General features: G+C 45.4%; 19 protein-coding genes. 9 read left to right on the forward strand and 10 right to left on the reverse strand.

Annotated elements, in window-relative coordinates; translation table 11 throughout:
* Positions 1 to 10: 10 nt before the first annotated feature.
* Together AC0J2X_RS09825 and priA are read right to left on the reverse strand one after the other, a co-directional pair.
* A complete protein-coding gene (locus tag AC0J2X_RS09825) occupies positions 11 to 601 on the reverse strand; it encodes a cbb3-type cytochrome oxidase assembly protein (RefSeq protein WP_014977575.1) in 591 nt (196 codons plus the stop codon).
* Between the two features lie 131 nt (positions 602 to 732).
* A complete protein-coding gene (priA, locus tag AC0J2X_RS09830; protein WP_472996000.1) occupies positions 733 to 2922 on the reverse strand; it encodes a primosomal protein N' in 2190 nt (729 codons plus the stop codon).
* A gap of 467 nt (positions 2923 to 3389) precedes the next feature.
* On the opposite strand from priA, the gene rpmE reads away from it, so the two are divergent.
* Positions 3390 to 3602 (forward strand): 50S ribosomal protein L31, encoded by a 213-nt coding sequence (gene rpmE / locus AC0J2X_RS09835; RefSeq protein ID WP_014977577.1) that lies wholly within the window; start codon positions 3390 to 3392, stop codon positions 3600 to 3602.
* Between the two features lie 205 nt (positions 3603 to 3807).
* Here the strand turns inward: rpmE and AC0J2X_RS09840 are convergent, their stop codons facing one another.
* A complete protein-coding gene (locus AC0J2X_RS09840) occupies positions 3808 to 4125 on the reverse strand; it encodes a hypothetical protein (RefSeq protein ID WP_039226843.1) in 318 nt (105 codons plus the stop codon).
* A gap of 679 nt (positions 4126 to 4804) precedes the next feature.
* Between AC0J2X_RS09840 and AC0J2X_RS09845 the strand changes: the two genes are divergently transcribed.
* On the forward strand, positions 4805 to 6040 hold the full coding sequence (locus AC0J2X_RS09845) for a malic enzyme-like NAD(P)-binding protein (RefSeq protein ID WP_014950978.1): 1236 nt from the start codon (positions 4805 to 4807) through the stop codon (positions 6038 to 6040).
* Positions 6041 to 6201: 161 nt separating this feature from the next.
* On the opposite strand, the gene metJ is transcribed toward AC0J2X_RS09845, so the two are convergent.
* The gene (metJ, locus tag AC0J2X_RS09850; protein ID WP_014950979.1) at positions 6202 to 6534 is read right to left on the reverse strand and encodes a met regulon transcriptional regulator MetJ; all 333 of its coding nucleotides are present in this window, start codon (positions 6532 to 6534) and stop codon (positions 6202 to 6204) included.
* Between the two features lie 161 nt (positions 6535 to 6695).
* Here metJ and metF point away from each other — a divergent pair, with 161 nt between their 5' ends.
* The gene (gene metF / locus AC0J2X_RS09855; protein ID WP_014950980.1) at positions 6696 to 7583 is read left to right on the forward strand and encodes a methylenetetrahydrofolate reductase; all 888 of its coding nucleotides are present in this window, start codon (positions 6696 to 6698) and stop codon (positions 7581 to 7583) included.
* A 225-nt stretch (positions 7584 to 7808) separates the two neighbouring features.
* On the forward strand, positions 7809 to 8693 hold the full coding sequence (locus tag AC0J2X_RS09860) for a virulence factor BrkB family protein (protein WP_014950981.1): 885 nt from the start codon (positions 7809 to 7811) through the stop codon (positions 8691 to 8693).
* A gap of 68 nt (positions 8694 to 8761) precedes the next feature.
* Here the strand turns inward: AC0J2X_RS09860 and AC0J2X_RS09865 are convergent, their stop codons facing one another.
* A complete protein-coding gene (locus tag AC0J2X_RS09865) occupies positions 8762 to 9400 on the reverse strand; it encodes a DUF2959 domain-containing protein (protein ID WP_014950982.1) in 639 nt (212 codons plus the stop codon).
* On the reverse strand, positions 9397 to 9639 hold the full coding sequence (locus AC0J2X_RS09870) for a hypothetical protein (protein ID WP_014950983.1): 243 nt from the start codon (positions 9637 to 9639) through the stop codon (positions 9397 to 9399). Before AC0J2X_RS09870 ends, AC0J2X_RS09865 begins: the two co-directional genes overlap by 4 nt.
* Before the next feature lie 188 nt (positions 9640 to 9827).
* Between AC0J2X_RS09870 and pip the strand changes: the two genes are divergently transcribed.
* The 3 genes from pip (at position 9828) to AC0J2X_RS09885 (ending at position 12269) form a co-directional block, all read left to right on the forward strand.
* Entirely contained in the window at positions 9828 to 10805 is a 978-nt protein-coding gene (gene pip, locus AC0J2X_RS09875) for a prolyl aminopeptidase (RefSeq protein WP_014950984.1), read from the forward strand.
* A complete protein-coding gene (gene dtd, locus AC0J2X_RS09880) occupies positions 10802 to 11239 on the forward strand; it encodes a D-aminoacyl-tRNA deacylase (protein WP_039226792.1) in 438 nt (145 codons plus the stop codon). Before pip ends, dtd begins: the two co-directional genes overlap by 4 nt.
* A 115-nt stretch (positions 11240 to 11354) precedes the next feature.
* The gene (locus tag AC0J2X_RS09885) at positions 11355 to 12269 is read left to right on the forward strand and encodes a bifunctional GNAT family N-acetyltransferase/hotdog fold thioesterase (RefSeq protein WP_014950986.1); all 915 of its coding nucleotides are present in this window, start codon (positions 11355 to 11357) and stop codon (positions 12267 to 12269) included.
* Between the two features lie 129 nt (positions 12270 to 12398).
* Here AC0J2X_RS09885 and rpoH read toward each other — a convergent pair whose 3' ends face one another.
* On the reverse strand, positions 12399 to 13253 hold the full coding sequence (gene rpoH, locus AC0J2X_RS09890; protein ID WP_014950987.1) for an RNA polymerase sigma factor RpoH: 855 nt from the start codon (positions 13251 to 13253) through the stop codon (positions 12399 to 12401).
* A gap of 604 nt (positions 13254 to 13857) precedes the next feature.
* On the opposite strand from rpoH, the gene AC0J2X_RS09895 reads away from it, so the two are divergent.
* On the forward strand, positions 13858 to 15084 hold the full coding sequence (locus tag AC0J2X_RS09895; protein WP_014950988.1) for an EAL and HDOD domain-containing protein: 1227 nt from the start codon (positions 13858 to 13860) through the stop codon (positions 15082 to 15084).
* 196 nt (positions 15085 to 15280) lie between these two features.
* Positions 15281 to 16516 carry an EAL and HDOD domain-containing protein gene (locus AC0J2X_RS09900; RefSeq protein ID WP_039226795.1) on the forward strand — a complete coding sequence of 412 codons (1236 nt, stop codon included), beginning with the start codon at positions 15281 to 15283 and terminating at the stop codon, positions 16514 to 16516.
* Between the two features lie 97 nt (positions 16517 to 16613).
* Here the strand turns inward: AC0J2X_RS09900 and ftsX are convergent, their stop codons facing one another.
* From ftsX to ftsY, 3 genes are read right to left on the reverse strand one after another with little or no spacing between them, the layout of a single operon-like run.
* Positions 16614 to 17594 carry a permease-like cell division protein FtsX gene (ftsX, locus tag AC0J2X_RS09905; RefSeq protein WP_061096014.1) on the reverse strand — a complete coding sequence of 327 codons (981 nt, stop codon included), beginning with the start codon at positions 17592 to 17594 and terminating at the stop codon, positions 16614 to 16616.
* Complete coding sequence (ftsE, locus tag AC0J2X_RS09910; protein ID WP_049589056.1) at positions 17591 to 18304, reverse strand: cell division ATP-binding protein FtsE; 714 nt, start codon at positions 18302 to 18304, stop codon at positions 17591 to 17593. Before ftsE ends, ftsX begins: the two co-directional genes overlap by 4 nt.
* A gap of 26 nt (positions 18305 to 18330) precedes the next feature.
* Entirely contained in the window at positions 18331 to 20052 is a 1722-nt protein-coding gene (gene ftsY / locus AC0J2X_RS09915) for a signal recognition particle-docking protein FtsY (protein ID WP_472996001.1), read from the reverse strand.
* Positions 20053 to 20087: the final 35 nt, after the last annotated feature.

Consider the following 20087-nt stretch of genomic DNA (forward strand, 5'->3'; position numbering starts at 1 on the left):
CAACAAACTGCTACAAATTCCAGTACCAAATTTGGCATGTCGCAATGTTCACTTTACGCAGACTGTGCTTGGCTTTTTCTGCGTCACGCTTAGACTCGTAAGGGCCCAGAATAACGCGGAACCAATCGCCGTTGCTGCCAGTGCTGTGTCTGATAAGCGCCTCTAAACCTTGGAATGCAATTTTGGCTTTCATCTCTTCAGCCTGCGCGCGGGTTCTAAACGAGGCGCACTGCATTAAATAGCGTTTGTCAGATTTTTCTTGCTCTTTGACCTCAACTTCTACTTCATATCCTGGAAGGGTCTTAATGTACTCCCATTCTTCTTCAGGAAGCTCAGGTAACGTCTCTTCTGTAGGAGCCACAGGTCGTGAAGCTTGTGTATCCACGTCGTCTTCTACATTGTCTTTTATTGACCACAAAAATGCACCAAAGCCAATCACCAATGCGAATACGCCAACAAGGCGCACAATAGGAAGTTTTCCAGAAACCGGGGCGTTAGATTGCGCATTTGATTGAGCGCTTCTGGCCGGTTTTCTACCTTTACCAGCAGGCTTCTTTTTTTGAGGAGAGCGTCCACGAGAGACATAATCGCGTTGAGCCATAGTCGGCAATATTCCTACTTGTTATCGTTGTTTGTATGCGTAAGAAAACGTCATATACCAAATCTTTATGAAGCAGCAGCTTTCCTGCACTTCAATCCTGCAGAAATTTTAACGTATTGCTACCCAACAAGCTAACTGAAATCGGTAGGATCAATATCTATCGACCACCTTACCTTCATTGCCTGTGGCAACGCCTGTAAAAATGGCAGCGCCAAACGCAGCGCATTGTGAAGCGGCGCACGCTTTTCATGGCTGCATACCAGCATAAACCGAAACCTGCCTTGCCGCTTTTCAATTAGACAAGGAAAAGGGCCATTTAGCTCAATGGCATGCTGCTGGAGAAATACTTGCTTACTGTCTTGTAAAAAGCGATAGGCCAAACTGCTGTCGGTCGCTTCTGCGCGAATGACAAACTGGCTAATAAATGGGGGAAGCCCTGCCGCTTTTCGCTCCATTAAAGCGTGTCTGGCGAAATGCCCATAGCCATTGTGCACTAAATCTTGTAGCAAAGGGTGATGAGGGTTGTGTGTTTGAAGCCACATCTCACCAGGTTTACTGGCGCGCCCTGCTCTTCCTGCAAGCTGAGTTACAAGCTGAGCGAGCTTTTCTGGTGCTCTAAAATCGGCACTAAAAAGTGCACCATCACAATCTAGCACCGCCACTAAGGTTACATGCGGAAAATGGTGACCTTTTGATAGTATTTGGGTACCGACCAGAAGCTGGTACTCTTGGCGGTTTATTGCATCCAGTGTTTGGTGCAGTTTATCTTTGCCCCGCACGGTGTCGCTGTCTATTCGTACCTGTTTAACATCGGGAAATAAACTTGCAAGCCCTTGCTCGACTTGCTCGGTGCCCGTACCCGCCGTAACTAATTCATTGTGATGGCACGCTTCGCAGTTTGATGGCATTGAGCGCATGCCGCCGCAGTGATGACACTGCAAACGGTTCTGCGCTTTATGCACCGTATACGGGCGGTCACAACGCTTACACATGACGGTTTCGCCGCAGTGATGGCAAAGCAGCGCTGGCGCATAGCCTCTGCGATTCACAAACACCAATACCTGATTTCCCGCGTTGATATGCTGGCGCATTATCGTTAGCAAGCCTTGTGAAATACCGTAGTGAATGGGTTGGTCACGCGCGTCCAACACATGCTGATGCGTGCTTTTCGCACCTCCCGCTCGCTTAGTTAACTGCAAATGGGCATAGCGACTGCTTAGCGCATTATTAAGTGTTTCGAGTGCGGGCGTGGCGCTGCCTAATAAAAGAGGAATATTGTGCTGCTTAGCCCGCATGGCTGCTAGGTCACGGGCGTGATAGCGAAGTCCATCTTGTTGTTTAAAAGACTCGTCGTGCTCTTCATCCACAATCAGCATGCCGGGGTTGTGCAGCGGGGTGAAAATAGCCGAGCGAGTACCGATGATTATCCCGAGTTCACCTGCTTTTGCTCTCTGCCATACATGTAACCGTTCTTTATCAGAAAGCTGAGAGTGTAAAACGCCCACTGCAATACCAAAGCGCTTTTCAAAGCGTGACACCGTTTGCGGCGTCAGCCCAATTTCTGGCACAAGTATAAGCACTTGTTTTCCGTCGCGCAGTAAGGGTTCGATGGCTTGAAGGTACACTTCCGTTTTACCGCTACCGGTAACCCCTTCAAGCAAACTTACAGCGAAATTGCCCTGCTGACGATTAAGTGCGGCAATGGCAACCGACTGCTCAGTATCTGGAATTGGCTTTTCAGACACCGATAACGAGGCAAGCCAACTGCCTGACTTAAATTCAGGCGCGACTTCTTCAATGCTTGCCAATGACTTATCGACAAGTGCTTTGACCGCAGGTGCGCCATACTGCTTGCGCGCTTGGGACGCTAATAAGGCACCACCAGCCATTGCAGTAAAACAAGCTTGTTGTTTAGGCGCCCGCGATAACGTGTCTGCAGTCGTTTGCTTACCTTCTTCGGTAAGTATTAACATGTCTTGGGGTGCTGGCGCTGCTGACTCGCCTTTGCGCAATAAAACAGGCAGCATGGCGTGTAGCACTTCACCCGGCGCATGATGATAGTACTGCCACAGCCATTGGGCCATTTTCAGCAACACCTCGTCTATAATGGGGGTATCGTCCAGTACTGACTCAATGGCTTTTAGCTTGTTGGAGTTTTCAATGTCGCTTTCAGGTTTGTGTAGGGTTTCAACAACTACACCCACAAGTTTGCGCGGACCGAAAGGCACAACCACTCTTACACCCGCACTTAGTGCGTTATCGTGGGTATACGTGAAAAGTTGGCGCAGCGGCACTGGCACGGCAACTTGGATAAAGGCCATTGCGAAGGTTCTACCTTATTTGACGATTGTTACAGCGCGTAATGCGCTTACTAAGCTTCTTATGTTGAAACTAATTATACTGAGGCTTCTTGCAGACCTATACGTTACAGCAGTTTGCGCTGCTAACAGCTAGCTACACATTTTGCTATTGGCGCATGATTTTGCCACTAGAGCATCTGGCCCAGCCTTGAAAGACAAATATTTAAACATACTTTACAGGTAAGCATAAAAGGAATGTTTTTAGTTTGGCCTTTTTATATGGCTACCTTTTTATACGGCTGCCTTGACTAGCTCTCTTGTTTAGCATTTGGCCAAAAACCGCTTGATCAAGGCCCTGCCATCCTTTATTATGCGCCGCTCTTTTGCGATAGGCTGTTCTTTGAACGACTTATCATTTGAATTAAGTAACGTATGGTGTGCGACTTCGGGTTGTATAGCGATACGGCCTTATTATGTGAGGTAACCCAATGAAACAAGATATCCACCCAAAATACGAAGCAATCACAGCAACTTGCTCATGTGGTAACGTAATGAACATTCGTTCTACGCTTGGTAAAGACATCAACCTAGACGTATGTTCTTCATGTCACCCATTCTACACTGGTAAGCAACGTAACGTTGACACTGGTGGTCGTGTTGATCGCTTCAAGAAGCGTTTCGGTGCATTGGGCAAAAAGTAAGCCTGATATCGAGTTCGAAAAAAGCGCCTTTATGGCGCTTTTTTATTGCTTAAAATTCACGCTTCACACAAACAAGGTGTGCCAAACAGCGCTTTACCGCCGTTATCCTACGTCAGGCCAGTACCTAGCCAGTGTAACAAGCCCTGCAACTCGCCTTTCTGAAAACGTTTTTAGCTTAATTTACAACATTCAGCGTAACCTGAACTCAGTGAAGGTTTTTAACATTAGATAAATGCCTATCCCAATTGCCGCCACTCACTTTCTTACACTCTTCTTCGCTATCAAAATAAATACCAACGGGTGCTGACTTAATTGACGCTAAAGCAATATTCACTTGGTTTATGAAGTCTATATCCCAACCATTAGTTAACGCCCGCTGCTTCTCCTGCTCAGTATTAAACACGGCAATCACTTGCGGCGCTCTCCAATGCCCTACGTGAGTTAGCCAAACAAATCCATTATTGGTAGATTTTACGCTTTCGCACACATCGGTTAGCACGGTTATTAGTTTTCTTTCTGTCATATCCTCGCCTTCAGCGCGAATTTTGAGTGGGCTTTCACAGGATTTTATCAGAAATATTGGATGGAGAATTAACGAGGTGTCTCCCTGCGTTCTATTTTCCTGATTTGGGTTTCTGTCCAATGCATTTATGAGAACGTGGATCCCTTTGATAGCTTTGTTTTTATCCTCCACACAATAGACCTACAGAATGTTATGACAAGTCAAAATAAATAGCATGAATGGCAATTATAGCCCCATTTTACTGGTCTAATTAGTACGCCTAACCTACATTGGTATATGAGAATTCTGATCAGATATGTACACAGTGATTGGCTGTGTTAGAGTTGCGATCGGCACTTTGATAGTGAGCATTAATTCTGTGAATAATGCATTGCTTTCAAGACTTATGGCGCTTTTGGGTACATAAACCAGAGGCTTGTATCCATTAAGGTATGTGAACAAAATCAGTAAAGGTTAACGCCTAGTCTGCTTTTCCACATGCCACCTTGGGGCCTATTGATGATTGCTGTAAAACAAAGATCAACAAGCCCTAGTGCTAACAACTATTTATAATCACTTTTGTCATTACTTGGTTGTAACGCGCTTACGTTTATCTACCTATAACTATAACGACAATAAAATAGCTACAGAGCGTGAACGAAAACACCGATGAACCCTACATCTAAGGATACCTTTTTACATGTCAGATTTTAGACAACGCGCACTCGACTATCACGCCAAACCCACACCTGGAAAAATCCGCGTAGAGTTATCTAAGCCAGCAGACAGCGTCGATGACCTTGCTCTTGCCTACAGCCCAGGCGTTGCCGAGCCGGTCAGAGAAATTGCTGAAGATGCAGATAACGCCTATAAGTACACGGGTAAAGGAAACCTGGTTGCCGTTATCAGTAACGGAACCGCAATTTTAGGGTTGGGTAACCTAGGCCCACTGGCATCGAAACCTGTTATGGAAGGTAAAGCCCTTCTGTTTAAACGCTTTGCTGGCCTGGATGCCATTGACATTGAAGTGAAGCATCGTACGACCGAAGAGTTCATTAATACGGTAGCGAATATCGCTGACACATTTGGCGGCATTAACTTAGAAGACATTAAAGCGCCTGAATGCTTTGAGATTGAACAAGAGCTAATTAAGCGCTGTAAAATTCCGGTATTTCATGATGATCAGCACGGTACCGCTATTGTAACTGCAGCGGGCATGCTTAATGCTCTGGAAATTCAGGGTAAAAGCATAGAGAGCGCTAAAATTGTGTGTATGGGTGCCGGTGCAGCAGCGGTCGCTTGTATGGAACTGCTTATAAAGTGTGGTGCCCAGCGTGAGCGTATTTATATGCTAGACAGAAAAGGCGTTATCCATACTCGTCGCGAAGACTTAACTGAGCACAAAAAGCTATTTGCTAACAATACTGACAAGCGTACGCTTGAAGATGTAATGGAAGGCGCGGATATTTTTGTTGGTGTGTCAGGACCGGATGTTTTACCACCAGAAACACTGGCCTTGATGGCTGAAAACCCAATTGTATTTGCATGTTCTAACCCAGACCCTGAGATAAAGCCTGAACTTGCTCACGAAGTACGTAAAGATCTTATTATGGCTACCGGACGCTCGGACTACCCTAACCAGGTTAACAACGTACTGTGTTTCCCGTTTATTTTCCGTGGAGCACTAGATGTTCGTGCAACGGCCATTAACGATGAAATGAAAGTAGCGGCAGTAGAAGCCCTTCGTGCTATCACGAAGGAGCCTGTACCAGAAGAAGTACTAGCTGCCAGTAAGAGTACTAGTCTGACATTTGGTAAGGAGTACATTATTCCTAAACCTATGGACCCGCGTTTATGCGAGCGTATTGCTACCGCCGTATCTAAGGCTGCGATTGAATCTGGCGTTGCACGCGTGCCTGAAAGCCCAGAAGAATAAAATTCTGGCGCATAAGGCAAAAAATGGAGGGGCTAGTGCTCAACCTTTATTTGCTAAAAAGTGCGCTTCGAGAATACAAGTACATAAAAACGGCGCCGTGTTGTAGGTTATCAATTAGCAATAACTTACAACAAAGCGCCGTTTCTCTTTAATACCAAATATCAGTCGTCTTCCGACACATCGTTTTCGAAGCTTGGATCAATGCCCATTTCTTCCATAATGCGTCTTGCTTCAGCCGGTACGCGATTGGGATTGTCTTTGCGCAGGTCATCATCGTTAGGCAATGGTTGACCGGTAAACGCATGCAAAAATGCTTCGCACAACAGTTCTGAATTAGTGGCGTGACGCAGATTATTGATTTGGCGGCGAGTACGCTCATCAGTAAGCGCCTTAAGCACATTAATAGGTATAGAGACAGTGACTTTCTTTACCTGTTCGCTCTTCTTGCCATGCTCTGCGTAGGGGTGAATATATTTACCGTTCCATTCTGCCATTGTACTAACTCGGTCTACTCTTTTTTATGTTATGAAGAGAAATTCTAAACAAGTTCACGAAAAGGTCAATTGAGCAGTGTAAACCTCTTGACGTCTAGACATATATTCTTTAATTTAGACGTCTAAACGTCTATAAGAATACATTTTTGAGAGAAAAAGCCATGGTTTCTTACGCACAAGGTATCGATGCATTAAACCAGTCCCTGTCGGAACTGCGTGATATTGATGTATCTTTTGAATTCTTTCCGCCTAAAACGGAAGCCATGGAACAGACCCTGTGGAAGTCAGTTGAACGTCTAGCGCCACTAAAGCCAAGCTACATGTCGGTAACCTACGGCGCGAATAGCGGTGAGCGTGACAGAACCCACGACGTTGTAAAACGCATTCAGCAGCAAACCGGTGTCGCGGCGGTTCCTCACTTGACCTGTGTTGATGCTAGCCGTGATGAGCTTAAGCAAATTGCAAAAGACTACTGGGACTCAGGTATTCGCCGTATTGTTGCGCTTCGTGGCGATTTACCGCCAGGAGTAGAAAAGACAGAGATGTATGCCTCTGATCTTGTTGCCTTGCTAAAAGACGTTGCCGATTTTGATATTTCTGTTGCTGCCTATCCAGAGAAGCACCCTGAAGCACCAAATGCGCAGTTTGATTTACTAAACCTTAAGCGCAAAGCAGAAGCAGGTGCCACAGAAGCGATAACCCAGTTCTTTTTCGATACGAGTGTGTACCTTCGATTTAGAGACCGTGCAGCCGCAGCGGGTGTCGACTTAGATATCGTTCCGGGTATTTTGCCGGTAACCAACTACCAAACACTGGTGAAATTTGCGGGGTTCACAAATGTTCATGTGCCGGGATGGTTACACAAAATGTTCGACGGCCTTGATGCCGACGACCAAGCTACCCGTAATCTTATAGGCGCTAACATTGCTATGGACCAAGTTAAAGTACTCGCTAAAGAAGGGGTAAAACACTTCCATTTCTATACGTTGAACCGTAGTGAATTAAGCTACGCCATCTGCCACATGCTCGGCGTGCGTTCAGGCGCTTAATACATACGACAATCAAGACCGTGCTTAAGTTTTTTAACGAAGCACTCCACAAAAGGCGCAGTCAATGCGCCTTTGTTGTATAAAGCCTGCATTAAACTTTGCCACCAAGGCCGCCCGCAGTTACCATCTGATATAACATGTAATGAACTATCGATGCTTTATAACAGTCCGCATAGATAAGACCGCGCTGTTTACCATTTACACGGTATCGTCAGGAGAAATTGAGTGGATTTAGACAAGGTTAAAGCCTTATATGACAATGTTACTCCTCAGGTTAGAGATCTCTTTAGCATCTTCATAAAGCGCTGTAGAGAAGACAATATTACTATCTCTGCTGGGCATTTAGCCTATGTAACGTTGTTATCTTTAGTACCATTTATTATGGTGACCTTTACCATTATGTCGGCTTTTCCTGCCTTTGCATCTGTGAGAAGCAAGCTCGAACATTTTGTTTTTAGCAACTTTGTTCCTACCGCCAGTGATGTGGTGCATAAATACATGACCGATTTCGTAGGCAATGCCTCACAAATGAGTGCTATTGGTATTTTGTCGCTGCTGGTCGTTGCGTTAATGCTTATATCAAACGTAGATAAAACCTTAAATAGAATTTGGCGTACGCAAAGTGACAGACCGATTGTGTATACCTTTGCTATTTACTGGATGGTGATCACTCTTGGTCCTATGTTAATCGGCTCCAGTGTGGTGGTCAGTTCTTATTTGACTGGATTAGCGGCATTCACCGAAGAATACACACCAGGTCTTGGCACCTTCTTACTCAGCCTTGTACCAAGCGGCGCAGCCATGCTTGCTTTCACCATTTTATACATGGTGGTTCCTAATAGAAGAGTCTTTGCTCGTCACGCACTGGTGGGCGCTATCGTGGCTACTATCGCTTTTGAAATTACCAAGTCAGGCTTTGCGCTATATGTTACGAACTTTCCTTCATACGAACTTATTTACGGCGCGCTTGCGGTGGTACCCATTCTGTTTTTATGGGTGTATTTGTCGTGGATAATTGTGCTGTTTGGTGCTGAATTTACCTGCAGCCTGGGTGAAGCGTTTGAAAACCGAAAAGCAGAAAACGAACCCCGCAAGGTACCCCAAGAATAACCAGCCCTTTAGGTTTAAAATAAAAAAGGGAGCTGCTCGCTCCCTCTCTATCTATTACTGCTTAAAAGCTAGTTTTTCATTGAAGAAATAAACGCATCAGACTCTGCAATAGCAGAATTCATTTGTCTGATAAGCTGAGCGACGTTGTTCTCGATAGTAGAGAGTTCGCCCTGCAGCGCGCCTATCGCGCTGGCATTTAAGTTGTGCTTCAAGTACAGCACATTATCTTGAAGCGCGCTTAATACCGGCGGCATTTTACTTTCCGCTTTGCGCATAGCCGTCATTAGTGAAGCGTAACGACGCTTAGTTTCGCGAAGCTTCGCTGCGCTATCTCGCTTCAGCGATGCGTTCTCATACTTCTCTAGCTCTTCAGACCATTCATCGAATAAAGCCTCAGCTACACTTTCCACCTTGTCTATACGTGAACTCACTTCTTCCGAGGCGGCAACACTATCTTCGTACTGACCGTTTAATCGATTGTAAACATCTTCAAGCTCACCGCCATCGAACGCAACTGCCGCGCTGAATGCCTCCAGCGCCGAATTAAACTGCTCTTGAGCGTCTTCTTGTGATTCTTTCGCGTTTTCAACGCGGTCTACTAAGATATCACGCTTTTCAACGCCCACCTTTTCCCATGCTGCGTAATATGCAGACTGACACCCACTAAGGGCAAGCATAGCAACAAATGCTGATGCAAGTAGCTTCATGCGGTTACTCCACCTCTAAAGCGCGCTGCGCTTATAATACTGATTAGATGCAAAATGGCACCTAATGGCCAGAATACGATAGCAAGAACGACGGTCGCAGCCAGGGCATAGCACACGCCTACGGTAATGAAATAGAACAGCGCGCCCAGTATTCTGCCTTGAACCAAATGACCTAAACCAGGAATAAAGAAGTTACAAATTGCGGCGATTACATTACCGCCCGATCCTTGACCTGCCATATAAACATCCTCGCATTTATGACTATAATATGATTAGCTAGCACGTAATGACACTTGTTCTATAGTATACACTTAAGATTTATCGCTTATTTTACAAGCATAAACAGCGTTGAAGCAGTCAGCACGCAACCGTTTGTATAACAATAAACTAAACTAAAACAGGCACTCACACAACGCGCAGAAACAAAATGAAACGACTTTACCCCGATGTTACCTACTATGAAAATGGATTTATCGAAGTGGGAAGTGGGCATTCGCTTTACTTCGAGCAAAGTGGTAATCCAAACGGCATCCCCGTGCTCTTTATTCACGGAGGCCCAGGTGCAGGCTTACCCCCTAATTACAAATGCTTTTTTGACAGCAATAAGTATCGCATTGTCGGCTATGAGCAACGTGGTTGCGGCCGCTCTACGCCTATAGCTGACACGCTAAATAACGACACCTGGTCGAATGTTGAAGATATCGAAGCATTACGTACACACCTTTCAATTCCAAAATTTCTCTTGTTTGGCGGTTCGTGGGGTTCGACACTCGCCCTGCTCTACGCGTTAAAGTACACACCGCGAGTGACAGGACTCATTTTACGTGGCGTATTTTTAGCTCGACAGGAAGACAGGGATTGGTTTTTATCGCCAAATGGCTGTGCAGCTCAGTTATTTCCCGAGTATTACCGGAAATTTACAAAAGATGTGCCTAAGCCTGTGACCTCTAATTCAGTGTGTGATTTCTATAGCGCAATGGTGCGTTCTAGCAATGATGTACTAAGACATTCAGCGCTTAAAAGATGGTACCAATGGGAAGAGAGACTTTCTCGTATAACTCTACCACCTGGTGTGGGTGATTCGACAACTAATTACCCTATGCAGCTAGTCACCTGTTTAGCCACATTGGAATGCCATTTCCTATCTAATCAATGTTTCCTAGATGAAAACTATATTCTTGAAAACATTAGCAAAATAAGTCATATTCCTGGAACAATTGTACATGGTCGTTACGACATGATCTGCAAAACAGAAGCGGCGGAGGCACTTCACAAAGCGTGGCCTCAAAGTCAGCTACAAATTATCCCCGACGCGGGGCACAGTACTTCCGAGCCTAGTATAGGTTACGCGCTCTGCCGTGCTACCCGCGACATGTCTCGCTTTATTCAGGAGTCGTCGAAGTGATAGGACTAATTCAACGCGTATCGGAAGCCAATGTCACCGTTGCCGGTAATGTTATCGGCGAAATTGGTAAAGGCATGTTGGTGCTCTTGGGTGTTGAGAAAGAAGACGGTGACGCGGAAATAGAGAAACTAGCAAATAAGCTCTGTCGATATCGCATGTTCAGTGACGAAGACGGAAAAATGAATCTAAATGTTGAGCAAGTGGGAGGCGAAATACTGGTGGTCTCTCAGTTCACACTCGTAGCCGATACGCAGAAAGGTAATCGTCCTGGTTTTTCACGCGGTGCATCGCCAGAACACGGCCAAGCCATTTATGAAAAGTTCGTTCAGTCTCTAAAAAATAAAGGTATGGTGGTGGCCACCGGCGAGTTCGGCGCTGATATGCAAGTAGGCCTAATTAATGACGGCCCCGTCACCTTTCAATTTAGCGTTTAGCGGGTAAAATCGTACGCTTCGTCAGCATCCCAAACTTGCTTACATAATTAAGCTTGTACCGCATGTATTCTTACGTTTAAATACTCGTTCATTCATTTAAGAAGGCCGGTTTATTGTGTACAAGGTAGTCACACCAAAAAGCGATGCCGAGTTTGAAGCCTATTTTCATTTTCGGTGGGAACACTTACGCCAGCCATGGAATTTCCCTCCAGGCTCTGAAAAAGACGAATATGAACAAGTCGCAGAGCACCGTATTATTACTAACCGAAATGGCGAAATTGTAGCTTGCGGCCGTGTGCATTTGAACACAGCCGAAGAGGCACAAATTCGTCATATTGCGGTTCACCCAGGCCATCAACGCAAGGGCTTAGGCCAAATGATCATGGCCGCACTCGAAAACGTTGCGAAAGACTTGGGCGCCGAGCGCGCTGTAACGAACAGCCGCGAAATATCTATCGACTTTTTTAGCGCATGTGGCTTTGAAGTTGAGCGTGAAGCGCCTAACGAACTAGGCATGCTGAAACGTCAACAAATGGTCAAGAAGTTCACTGAAAACAACACATTAGTACTTCACCCTAAGTGGTGTAAATCACTGCAAGAGACATGGTCTGAGACCATTCCCATTACCGAGCACATGGGAATTAAGCTTTACCAGTACACAGGCCGCACGCTTGAAACCCGTGCATCATTAAACAAAAACATCAATATTCACGGCACTATGTTTGCTGGCAGTATTTTTTCTTTAGCTACACTAACTGGCTGGGGCATGATTTACCTGCAGCTTAAAGAGCGTGGATTAGACGGTGACATTGTATTGGGCGATGGTGATATTCATTACCACAAACCCATCACGATGAAACCAAGGGCAATCTGTAATATTGAAACCTTGTCTGGAAAATTCAAGCCGCTAGAGAACGACAACAAGGCAAGGTTTGAGCTGAGTGTGGCAATTTTAGATGGCGACACCCCTGTGGCGGAATTTGAAGGGGTATTCTACGTACTTCCTCCCTCTAAAAATGAAGAAGAGTAGCGTTACGGGTTAGCGATCATCACTAATTCGTACGAGCCGTCACTAAGAACAAAAATCCACTCATAAAAAAAGCGCCGTTAAGGCGCTTTTTTTGTCGTTAAGCTATTTGTAAGCTATGCACTGCGTGTACTACGCGACCATAGCTGCTTGAAGCTTTTTCATCGCGTTCTTTTCAATTTGACGAACACGCTCTGCAGAAACCTGATATTTATCAGCTAAGTCTTGCAAAGTAATCTTGTTGTCTGCTAACCAACGAGTTTCGATGATATCTTGGCTACGCTCGTCTAGCGTTTTAATCGCTGAGTACAAGCGCTTGCTCGCCGCTGTATCCCAGTCGTTGTTAATTACGTCAGTTTCAACATCTGAAGATTTGTCTTCTAAATACTGAACTGGCGCAAAGTTACCTGTTTCATCTTCGTCCGCAGTTAAATCGAACGCTTGGTCTTGAGAGCTCATACGCGCTTCCATTTGAAGCACTTCTTTTGTACTCACACCCAATTCGTTCGCTACTGTTTGCACTTCGTCATGAGTAAACCAACCAAGACGCTTCTTCGCCTTACGAAGGTTAAAGAACAGTTTGCGCTGCGCTTTGGTTGTCGCAACTTTCACTATTCGCCAGTTTTTAAGTACAAACTCATGAATTTCTGCTTTGATCCAATGTACCGCGAAAGAAACCAAACGTACGCCCACTGTTGGGTCGAAACGCTTAACGGCTTTCATCAGACCGATATTACCTTCTTGAATTAAGTCGGCTTGTGGTAAGCCATAACCTGAGTAAGATTTTGCAATGTGCACTACAAAACGAAGATGTGACATTACTAGCTTACGAGCGGCTTGTAAGTCTTCGTCTTCGCGAAGGCGCACTGCCAACTCGCGCTCTTCCTCAGCGCTAAGCATATCAATGCTGCTTACAGCTTGGATGTAGCCTTCAATGCTACCGCTGTGTGGCACTGACAGGGCCATAGATTGCAAATTGTTGCTCATTGTTCACCTCATTTATTGCCGCTTCATATTAGCAAAGTAACCGAAGCTGCGCGAGACCTAATTAAGATATGAAGTCTAACCGATATGTAGGTATAGTGACTATTTCTACAATATCAAGACCTAAATTAAGAAAAAAAGTTCAACTTTAAAGCTTGCGGTCCATTTACGAATGCATTCACCGCAAACACTAAGCCTAGACTATCGACTTCACATCGAATGACACGCTGCACTTTCTGGCGTCGTGCCTTTGGGTCGGTCATTTAACCACTACATCATTATACTTTAATTACACATACCAAAGTGAAGTCTAATCTCACTGGTATGAAATCCAACGCTTATTTATTACACGCTAGTTACCCGAAACATAAGATTTCCACTATCTCTAAGATAAGGCAGCAAGGTGCCTACGCGTCAATACAGTATATAAACCTTGTATATGTCATCTTATACCTTGCTTTTCTGGCTGGAAACTGAAAATAATAGATTGAATTAATCGATTTTGCACTACAACCGCTGTACAGCATTTTCCAGACAACAATTATAAAAGACTGGAAGGGAAATACTTAAGGAAAGGAGTAAGGCAAGTGAAGCAAAGAGGATCTTGATGTTTGCTTACGTCGCTAGACAGCCCATATTTAATGTAAACAGAGAAGTTTACGCCTACGAACTACTTTTTCGTGTTGGAGAAGATAACTGCTTTCCCGATATACCTCCTGACGAGGCTACCTCGAAAATTCTTACCTCTACCCATTTAAGCTTAGGTATTGAGGAGATAACCGGAGATAAGAAAGCCTTCATCAACTTTCACCGCGACACACTTATGTTTCGTTTTCCGACCTCTCTGGATGCAAGCAAAGTGGTCATTGAGATTGTAGAAACCGTTGACGTTGATGATGCGCTGGTAGCCGCTTGCAAACATATTCGAGGTCTTGGCTATCCTATTGCTCTTGACGACTATGACATGAAAGGGAAGTGGGAAGCATTCATTCCATTTACCAGCATAGTCAAAATTGACATTACAGAGATCCCCCACGAAAAAATTCCCGCCCTTGTCGAACGCTTCAAGTCGAACAAAATACAGTTGGTTGCAGAAAAAATTGAGACCTATGAAGAATTCAATAAATTCAAAGATATGGGTTTCGACTATTTCCAAGGATACTTTCTAGCTAAACCCGAAATTGTAAGGCACAGAAAGTTAGGGCCCAGCAGCCTAACCATGATGGAGTTACTTACGCTAAGTAGCCAAGCAAAACTTAATTTCGATGAAGTAAACAAAATCATTGAACGAGATCCCTCGCTTACCTACTTGCTGCTGCGGTTTATCAACAATCCTCTGGTCAACAAGCGACATAAAATAACGTCACTTAAACACGCGTTAACCTTTATGGGCGAAGTAGAAGTGAAGAAGTTCATATCACTGCTGGCTCTTGCAAACCTAAGCGATGGTCAGCCTACTGAGCTAATGCAAATGGCGCTTGTTCGCGCAAAGTTCTGTGAACTGGTCTACACCCAGCTTAAAGGTGCCGATGACCCGTTAAAAGGTTTTCTTACTGGCCTGCTTTCTTTGCTTGATGCCATGATGGAACAGCGAATTGACGATTTGGTCAGCAAGGTTCCAATTAGTGACGACGTTAAAGATGCCCTGTGCGGAAGCCCTGGTGTGCTTCGCAACTGCCTGACGCTGTCACAATTCTTTGAAAGAGCTAAATGGACGGGCATTCAGCAATTCGCAACAAAGTATGGTGTTAAACAGAGTCTTCTGCATAGTTATTACAACGAAGCGATAAAGTGGGCTAAACACATTCATAAGGCCGCTTTGAACGACAACTAAGCCTACGATTACGCCAGTTGATGTGAAATTAATCGTTGAATAGTTGTTAGATTGCGCTTACATATCATAGACTAGGGTCAGTTCTTTTGGATGACACATTAAAGAACACCTAACCTTAGCGTGTGACGTAGCGCTAGCTAAGCCTCTAAATATAACAATAAAAATAACCTTAACCGTGTTGTATCAGGAATAGATTATGTTCGCGTTTATAGCTCGCCAGCCTATTTTAGATAAAAGCAAAAGTGTTTTCGCCTATGAGCTTCTGTTCAGAGATGGCAAGTCTGGTGCTTATCCGGAACATAACGAAGAGAAAGCTAAGTATATTTCTGAGCACTTCCATCCACTTGGGCTTGATGATATCAGCGGCGAAAAAACGTCTTTTATCACGTTCTCGTCAGATACAATTATTTCGCGCTTTCCTACATCGCTTAACCCTGAGTCGGTAGTGGTTGAACTGGCTGATCCATCCGACAACACCAGCGGACTATTCGAAGCATGCCAGCACATAAAGCAACTTGGCTTTAAGCTAGCTATCGATGATCCCATGATGGTGGGTTCAAAACACGACATATTTCCTCTTATCGATATTGTGAAAGTCGATGTGACAAAAACCCGCTTTGAAACCATTGAAAAGCACATTCCGCGCTATCACGATGCGAACGTGCAATTAGTGGCGGAACAGGTTGATACGCAAGATAATTTTTCAACGTGCGTAGATTTGGGTTTCGACTTCTTCCAGGGTTATTTTTTCTCGCAACCGGAAGCACGTATTCTACGACAGCTTCCTGCGTCTAAAATGAACATTGTTGATTTGATGGGCGAAAGCTCTAGCAGCGACTTTGACATAGACCGTATCAGCCAAATTATAGAGCGAGACGCCACCTTAAGCTTCTTATTGCTGAAGTTTATCAATAACCCCACTATTAATAAGCGTTACAAAATTACATCACTAAAGCACGCGCTTAATTACATGGGTGAAGTAGAGATTAAGAAATTCATCGCTTTGTTAAGTTTAACGAACTTAGGCGATGAAAAGCCCCTTGAAATCATTCATATGTCTTTAGTTCGCGCTAAGTTTTTCGACTTACTTGCTGAGCGTAGAGGTCTTAGAAATAATCCGCCCATCTCCTTTTTGGTTGGTTTATTTTCGCTTCTTGAAGGGTTACTTGATCAGTCTATGACAGACATTGTAAAGCAGCTGCCGCTCTCCGATGAGGTTAACGATGCACTACTTGGCAAGAACTTGGAAATGAACAGCTATATGACTTTGGTTCGCGCCTTTGAAAGCGCCCTTTGGATGAATGTCATAAAACAAGCTAAAGTGCTTAATATTGACCAGAAGCAGCTGCATATGCTGTATAACCAAGCCATCATTTGGGGCAATGGAGTACGCAGCGCTATCTCCTCACACTACCCCCGTGCGATAGCTTAAGTACAAAACTAAGCACACGCCTACTTACCACCAATAACGTCATACAGTGACTTATATATTTCGCACTGTAGGCGTGTAAGTATACTCACGTCTACGACTACTTGGGCTCTATTTCCCTTACATGACGCTGCACAGAGATAAGTGAGCCCAGTAAACCGAGCAACACCGATAGTCCCAGCATAGTCAGCAATGCAGAACCGGTTAATCCGGTAATGTTGAAATCCTTCTGATACATAGCTGCAAACGTAGTGATGCTGCTATCCATCCACCATAGTATGATAATAACGGCAAACCACGCCATTAGTCCGCCCAATAGGCCATACCAGAAGCCTGTATATAAAAACGGGCGATGGATAAACGCATCGGTTGCGCCAACCAGCTTCATCACTACGATTTCGTCATACTTGTTCAAAATATTCAGACGAATGGTGTTACCAATAATTAGTACAACGGCGATGAAAAGTAGTAATCCTATTAGCGTAACCAAGTCTCTGGCAATATCGATAACGGCATATAAACGCTCTAACCATTCGATATCCAGTTTACCTATATCAACTTCACGCTGCTGTCGCAGTTTATCTAGCAGTGCTTTCGCTGCCGTCGGCGACGCGTGTTTTTCGTTTGGCGTTACTAGCACTACATCAGGCAGTGGGTTTTTCTCTAGATAGGCGATGGCATCGCCCAACCCTGACAAGTGCTGAAATTCTTTAAGCGCATCATCCGCTGGAATATAAACAACGCTGTCTATTTCAGACCAGCTGTTTAATCGTGCCACCAGCTGTTGCGAACTTGCCGCGTTGATATCTGGCTTTAAAAACAGAGATATTTCTGACGCCTGATCCCAGCCTGCTGTAATTTTCTCAGTATTTTTCACCATGATATAAAGCGTACTAGGTAGCGTAATACTCAGGCCTAGTACCCCAATAGTCATTAAAGATGCCAGCGGCTGACGCCACAGCTCTCCAAGACTCGCCAGCGCTTGGCGCACATGGCTGACAAAGAACATCACGATAGATTGGACAAAGCCTACTTTGGCAGAAGACGCCCCTTTTGCACGCCCTTTAAACAAAATGCTCATGACCAGTCTCCTTCACTGCTGGCTGAACTTGTGCCATCAAGGTCGTCAGTAAGGCCATCGGTGATCATTTGACCATTTTTGAGGGTCAACGTGCGATAACGCATGCGAGCAATCAGCCCTAAATCATGGGTTGCAATAAGTACTGACACGCCCGCTTGATTGAAGTCTTCAAAAAGGCGAATGATTTCCATGGAAAGCTTGGGGTCGAGGTTACCGGTCGGTTCGTCTGCCAGCAGTAACGGGGGTTTATTTACTACTGCTCGCGCGATCCCCACTCGCTGCTGCTCACCACCAGACAACGTAATAGGCAGGCAACGCGCTTTATCTCTTAGCCCTACCATTTCAAGCGCAGCTTCTACGCGCTTGCGAATTTCTTTGTGGGTGTAACCCTCAATGACTAGCGGTAACGCCACGTTGTCAAAAACCGACTTGTCCATCAGCAGCTGGTGACTTTGGAAGATCATGCCGATATCGCGGCGTATATAGGCAATATCTCGACGGGTAATAGCGTTAAGGTCGTGGCCATTAATAAGAACGCGCCCTACTGTTGGGCGCTCCATTAGGCTGATAAGTTTAAGTAGCGTGCTTTTTCCTGCGCCAGAATGCCCTGTTAAAAAGGCCATTTCACCCGGCGCAATATGAAAATTCACCTTGCTTAGCGCACGTTGTCCGCCCGGATAGGTTTTGCTTACCTGCTCAAACTTTATCATTATTTTTCCCTACCGCTTTGCTGGTTTTAGCTTTCAGGTGTGTCCATTTCGCTAAACAACGCATCAATAAATTCTTGTCCATCAAACTGGCGTAAATCATCAATACTTTCGCCAACACCTATATACCTTATAGGAATTTTAAACTTATCGGCAATAGAGAATATAACGCCGCCTTTCGCTGTACCGTCTAACTTGGTAAGCGTGATGCCTGTTAAGCCCACGGCTTCATTAAACAACTTGGCTTGGCTAATGGCGTTTTGCCCTGTACCTGCATCCAATGTAAGCATAACTTCGTGAGGCGCATTCGGATTAATTTTCTTCATTACGCGAACCACTTTCTTAAGCTCTTCCATCAAGTTGTTCTTATTCTGCAGGCGCCCTGCCGTGTCGGCAATAAGGATATCTGTGCCGCGCGATTTTGCTGCTTCTAGTGCATCGTAAAGTACCGATGCACTGTCAGCGCCAGTGTGCTGTGCGATAACCGGAATATCGTTGCGCTCGCCCCATACTTGAAGCTGTTCAACCGCCGCCGCTCTAAAGGTATCACCCGCAGCAAGCATCACTTTCTTACCTTCTTGCTGGAACTGCTTAGCCAGCTTACCAATAGTCGTGGTTTTACCTACGCCATTTACGCCAACCATTAAGATAACGAACGGGCCTTCACTGGAATCATGGGCCTGCATCACTTCTGACAGAGGCTGATTCACTTGAGACAACATTCCCGACATTTGCTGCTTCATGATCTCCAGCAAGGCTTCGGCATCTTTTAAATCTTTTCGAGAAGCACTATCGGTTAGGTGATCGATGATTTTTTGCGTAGTATCCATGCCCACGTCAGCAACTAACAGTTGTGTTTCAAGATCTTCGTACAGCTCGTCATCGATGGTTTTGCCTTTAAACAGGCTAACAATACCACTGCCTAGGTTTTCTTTTGTACGAGATAGGCTTTCTTTTAAACGTGCAAATAACGACTTTTTCTCTTTAGGCTTTTCTTCGGCTTTGGCTTTAGCCTGTGCTTCTGCTTTAGCGCGAGCCTCTTCTTCCGCTTTAGCCTTCGCCTGCGCTTCAGCTTCTGCCTTAGCGCGAGCCTCTTCTTCCGCTTGCGCCTTCGCCTGTGCTTCAGCCTCTGCCTTTGCGCGGGCTTCTTCTTCCGCTTGGGCTTTCGCCTGTGCTTCAGCCTCTGCCTTTGCGCGCGCTTCTTCTTCCGCCTGCGCCTTCGCCTGCGCTTCAGCCTTTGCGCGGGCCTCTTCTTCCGCTTTAGCCTTCGCCTGTGCTTCAGCCTCTGCCTTTGCGCGGGCTTCTTCTTCCGCTTGGGCTTTCGCCTGTGCTTCAGCTTCTGCCTTTGCACGCGCTTCTTCTTCGGCTTTAGCCTTCGCCTGTGCTTCAGCTTCTGCCTTTGCGCGAGCCTCTTCTTCCGCTTGCGCCTTCGCCTGCGCTTCAGCTTCTGCCTTTGCACGCGCTTCTTCTTCGGCTTTAGCCTTCGCCTGTGCTTCAGCTTCTGCCTTTGCGCGAGCTTCTTCTTCCGCTTGCGCCTTCGCCTGTGCTTCAGCTTCTGCCTTAGCGCGGGCCTCTTCTTCCGCTTGTGCCTTCGCCTTTGCTTCAGCTTCTGCCTTAGCGCGGGCGTCTTCTTCAGCTTGCGCCTTCGCCTTTGCTTCAGCTTCTGCCTGTAAGCGAGCTTCTTCTTCCGCTTGGGCTTTTTGTTTATCTGCTTTTTTGTTCTTACTGAACCAGCCAAAAAGTTTCGACATCGTTAGGACAAATCCTTATAAATTCTTAGCAATTT

The sequence above is a fragment of the Alteromonas sp. R7 genome (genome assembly GCF_055755235.1).

Excerpts from the sequence above, each read along its gene's own strand:
- rpoH (WP_014950987.1), bottom strand. The coding sequence starts at position 13,253 with ATGAGCAACAATTTGCAATCTATGGCCCTGTCAGTGCCACACAGCGGT.
- AC0J2X_RS09870 (WP_014950983.1), bottom strand. The coding sequence starts at position 9,639 with ATGGCAGGTCAAGGATCGGGCGGTAATGTAATCGCCGCAATTTGTAAC.
- AC0J2X_RS09865 (WP_014950982.1), bottom strand. The coding sequence starts at position 9,400 with ATGAAGCTACTTGCATCAGCATTTGTTGCTATGCTTGCCCTTAGTGGG.
- AC0J2X_RS09895 (WP_014950988.1), top strand. The coding sequence starts at position 13,858 with ATGTTTGCTTACGTCGCTAGACAGCCCATATTTAATGTAAACAGAGAA.
- metF (WP_014950980.1), top strand. The coding sequence starts at position 6,696 with ATGGTTTCTTACGCACAAGGTATCGATGCATTAAACCAGTCCCTGTCG.
- AC0J2X_RS09845 (WP_014950978.1), top strand. The coding sequence starts at position 4,805 with ATGTCAGATTTTAGACAACGCGCACTCGACTATCACGCCAAACCCACA.
- ftsX (WP_061096014.1), bottom strand. The coding sequence starts at position 17,594 with ATGAGCATTTTGTTTAAAGGGCGTGCAAAAGGGGCGTCTTCTGCCAAA.
- metJ (WP_014950979.1), bottom strand. The coding sequence starts at position 6,534 with ATGGCAGAATGGAACGGTAAATATATTCACCCCTACGCAGAGCATGGC.
- priA (WP_472996000.1), bottom strand. The coding sequence starts at position 2,922 with ATGGCCTTTATCCAAGTTGCCGTGCCAGTGCCGCTGCGCCAACTTTTC.
- AC0J2X_RS09840 (WP_039226843.1), bottom strand. The coding sequence starts at position 4,125 with ATGACAGAAAGAAAACTAATAACCGTGCTAACCGATGTGTGCGAAAGC.
- AC0J2X_RS09825 (WP_014977575.1), bottom strand. The coding sequence starts at position 601 with ATGGCTCAACGCGATTATGTCTCTCGTGGACGCTCTCCTCAAAAAAAG.
- rpmE (WP_014977577.1), top strand. The coding sequence starts at position 3,390 with ATGAAACAAGATATCCACCCAAAATACGAAGCAATCACAGCAACTTGC.
- pip (WP_014950984.1), top strand. The coding sequence starts at position 9,828 with ATGAAACGACTTTACCCCGATGTTACCTACTATGAAAATGGATTTATC.
- ftsY (WP_472996001.1), bottom strand. The coding sequence starts at position 20,052 with ATGTCGAAACTTTTTGGCTGGTTCAGTAAGAACAAAAAAGCAGATAAA.
- AC0J2X_RS09900 (WP_039226795.1), top strand. The coding sequence starts at position 15,281 with ATGTTCGCGTTTATAGCTCGCCAGCCTATTTTAGATAAAAGCAAAAGT.
- ftsE (WP_049589056.1), bottom strand. The coding sequence starts at position 18,304 with ATGATAAAGTTTGAGCAGGTAAGCAAAACCTATCCGGGCGGACAACGT.